Below are 3,979 nucleotides of genomic sequence, written 5' to 3'. Positions count from 1 at the left end.
TAGCGGCCAGCCCTGGTAACGACTCCCGCCTACGCTACACATTCAAACTCATACCACAACGACAGGTTGCAGTAAAGCTCCACGGGGTCTTCGCTTTCAGCTGGAAGATAACGGACAGTGCTCCGTTAATGTAGGTTTCACCGGCCTCGAGGCGGGGACAGTAGAGCTCTCGTTGGGCCTTCATGCAAGTCGCCAATTAAGCGACGAGGTATTACGCTCACTTCTGTTACTTTGCTGACCTCCGGTAATCCGGAGGCGGGCGACGATTTCTCGTGGCCTCCCCATGTCGCCATGGGGGTCGGACTATATCTTCGCTCGATCCCGAGCGTCCGGCGTATAGTCTCTGAGGATTCCAGATCTGAGATCTGGCCTTTCCTGCTGATTACCTGCACTCACGCATTTTCACTCTTGCGAGTAGCGTGAGATACTCAGGCGTTCCAGCATATGGCCGAATTTTACTAAGGCAACGCAGTCACCTTAAGAGGGTCATAGTTACCCCCGCCGTTTAACGGTCCTTCTTCCCCTTGAAAAGGGTCTTCAGATACCGTCACTGGGCAGGATTCAGCGGCAATACGCATCCTTTCGGACTAGCTGCCACCTTTGTTTTGGTTAAACAGTCGGGGCTCCCTTGTCACTGCGACCAGCTCATCACTGAGCTGGCACCACTTCTCCCTAAGTTACGTGGCTAATTTGCCGAGTTCCCTCGCGTCAATTAACGCCGACAAGCCTTGGTCTTCTCAACCAGGGGCACCTGTGTCGGATCTTGGTACGAACATTACAGTTGTTTAGCGCACTCCTTTTCACGGGCACCGGGGATAGGCTGAATGGGGCCTTCGCCCCACTACTCGTGATTTCCCCGGGTTCTCACCGTTACGGTTCTTCCCCAGGATATACACTTGAACAGATTGGCGCTCCTGCTCAACTTACCCAGATGCGTCCGAGTGCGCGCAGAGACTGCAATGGTGCAGGAATATTAACCTGCTTGCCCTTTTGATGTTTTCGATTAAGAAACACCTTAGGATCGACTAACCCTCGACTGACGAACATTGTCGAGGAACCCTTGCCCCTACGGCTGAACGGATTCTCACCGTTCTTTGCTGCTACTACCACCAGGATCCTCATTCGAATGCGGTCCATTCGACCTCACGGCCGAACTTCTGTCCACACACGACGCCCCCCTACCAGATCACCTTTCGGTGCTCTCAAGTATCGGTGGCTGACTTAGCCCCGTCCATTTTCAGGGCCCTTTATCTTGACTGGTGAGCTGTTACGCTATCTTTGAATGATGGCTGCTTCTAAGCCCACATCCCAGTTGTCTGAGACAAAGGACTCCTTTTGCCCGTTCGCACTTAGTCAGCACTTAGGGACCTTAACTCGAGGCTGGGTTGTTCCCCTTTTGCGTATGGGGCTTACCCCTCATACGTTCACTCCCAGAGTCTTCAGTGACAACAGGTTCGGAGTTTGGCAAGACACCGACGGATTTCTCCACCTAAATGTCTAATCGGTCGCTCTACCCCATCGTCCACCTCGTCTGAGATCTACCTGCGAGTAGTTTCGGGGGGGACCAGCTATGTCCAGTTTAGATTGGCCTTTCACCCCTAGACGCGGATCATCCCAGTGATTTGCACCTCAACACGGGTTCGGTCCTCCACCCAGGTTTCCCTGGGCTTCAACCTATCTGCGCCTAGATCAACTGGCTTCGGGTCTCTCATCGATGACTACAGGCGAGCCCACCTCGTCCCTGGCCCTTGCGGGTTGCGGACTTGTCGGTTTCCCTGTGGTTGCTTGGTTAATCCAATTAACCTCGCCATCGGTCCGAACTCCCTGGCCCGTTATTCGAAACGGATAATACGACGTCGGTCCACTCTTGCGAGCTTCGTCCCTTGCACGCCGTATATTAAAGTCACCATCTGGTTTCAGGCTCTTTGCACCTCCCGCTAAGGGTACTTTTCAGCTTTCGTTCACACTACTACTGCACTATCGGTCTCGGGTCGTATTTAGGGTTGGGAGCAAATGGCTCCCGACTTCTCACGCCATATCCAAGGCGCAATACTCTAGAACATCCAGAATCATCTTTCCCGCGGATCCCTACAGGGCTATCACCCTCTATGGCACGACGTTCCAGTCGATTTCGGGTTAACAGGTTAAGATGTACCGGAGTCTACAACACCACATCTCCGCCCAGTTTCCTGGGAGGATTCAGTTTGCCCTCTGCCGCGTTCGATCGCCTTTACTGACGGCATCTCGATTGATTTCTTTTCCTCGGGGTACTAGGATGCTTCGATCCCCCCGGTTCCCGATCCTCACGGATCACTCCAAAGAGTGGGAAGTCCCATTCGGTAATCACCGGATCAACAGCTCCTTGCGCTTACCCGGTGCATATCGCAGCTTGGCACGACCTTCTTCGGCGCCCGAACCGAGCCATTCCCCAGACGGTATAATTAGCCGCTAGCATGTCGACTCAGCACACGTCCGTATCGCACATGATCGGTATTCACTGGAGCCCGCGGTCCTTCCATAGCCGCTGCCCCTCAACCATCTTCCCCGGACACAAAAAGTGGTCGGGTGCACGTCCCCCATCCCCCTTTCACAAGAGACCATGCCATATATAGGCGTTGCCCCTTGGGGCGGGGATTCACGCTATGTAGCGTCCCATATAAAAGCGTTACCGTCAGGCTCGCAAAGCGCCAGCGCTTCCGATGGAACGGTCGTTCTGAAGGTCTTCCCACCGAAATGTTGATTTGCGTTTGCGGTGATGGGTAAACCAGATAGGGTGCATTGATTGAGTCCTGAGGAGCCGAAGCCAGAGCCCGTGGTTGTCAAGCCGACTGAGGTAGCCGACATCCCGCCTCCCCCGCCAGAGGAGTCAGAGAAGCCTGCCGAGGATGTCTGGAAGGAGGACTACGACGAGCTCGTCGAGCCGGAGAAGCCCGTCAAACCGAAGAGGAAGAACCATTGGGGCGGGATAATCGTTGTAATTGCGATAATCCTGATTATTGTCGTCTGGACGATCATGAGCCCTAAGATACTGCCAGCCCAAGGGGAGACATACATCCAATCTCCCGCATACGCAAGTCTCGGGGACTTCACGGGGTACAGGGACATCTGGGCGGGCAACACCTCATGGGGTCTTTCGATCAGCGGCCCCGCGAGCGGGACTGTGAACCAACCGATGCAGTTCATGGTTCTCCTCACCAAGATCTCCGAGAAGCCAGGGAACTGGTTCCTCCGAGGGACCTCGATCGACCTCAGGAACGTTTCGATATATCTCATGGATGGGACATTCCTCGGCGAGATGACGAATCAGACGGACCTTGGGTTCGGAATATCCGCCACTGTGCCAGTTACATTCACGAGCCCGGGTAGCTTCGAGCTTTACGTCCATGCGAAGTTCCTCGTGCTCGAAGTGATGAGAATCGGCTTCATACCGCTGGAGATGGTCAACATCCCAGAGGCGGATTTCGGCCTGGCCCTCGAGATTGTATGACGCTAATAGTCCCGCCGAATCGGATAGAGCCGGTTCTGTAGCATTATCGGATGATGACCCTCAGGCCACCTCTCCTATGCAACTCGTTCCATTCGGCTCCGACCGTGCGGCCATCGCTGGCTCGTATAGGATCATCATCACGTCATGCTGGAACGCGCCGGGGTCGAACCGTAGACCCCCTGCCATCCCGTTCGAGATGGCTGTCTGCAGCAGGTTGATGCTGGCGTTGATGTGTCTGTCTAGGTGCCAGCCACACTCGCATATGAACGCCGTGCCCATTCGGGAATCTTGTATTTTCCCACACATCGGGCACTTTCTGCTGCTGTATCTTGGATCGACTTTGACGACAGGGATTCCTCTCCACTGGGCCTTGTACTCGATGATCTGGTGGAGCTTCCTCCTCGGCCACAGGCTGAGGCGGCGATTCATGTCCTTGCCCCTCTTGAACTGGATTCCTGTCAGGTCCTCAAGCACAATAGCCGACTTCTTACC

General features: G+C 54.7%; 2 protein-coding genes and 1 rRNA gene. 1 reads left to right on the top strand and 2 read right to left on the bottom strand.

Annotated features, from left to right (window positions below):
* Positions 1–2,453, bottom strand: a 23S ribosomal RNA gene (locus KJ653_00955); the annotation flags it as partial.
* 329 nt (positions 2,454–2,782) lie between these two features.
* Here KJ653_00955 and KJ653_00950 point away from each other — a divergent pair.
* Positions 2,783–3,487, top strand: coding sequence for a hypothetical protein (locus KJ653_00950; protein ID MBU0684407.1), 705 nt, complete (start codon positions 2,783–2,785; stop codon positions 3,485–3,487).
* A 60-nt stretch (positions 3,488–3,547) separates the two neighbouring features.
* Here the strand turns inward: KJ653_00950 and KJ653_00945 are convergent.
* Positions 3,548–3,979 (bottom strand): transposase (locus KJ653_00945; protein ID MBU0684406.1); only part of this gene is annotated, 432 nt, incomplete at its 5' end.

The sequence above is a fragment of the Candidatus Thermoplasmatota archaeon genome (genome assembly GCA_018814355.1).
Lineage (GTDB): Archaea > Thermoplasmatota > Thermoplasmata > UBA10834 > UBA10834 > COMBO-56-21.
The sequence above is the reverse complement of the archived record's forward strand: the minus strand, read 5'-3'. Positions and strand labels throughout refer to the sequence as shown.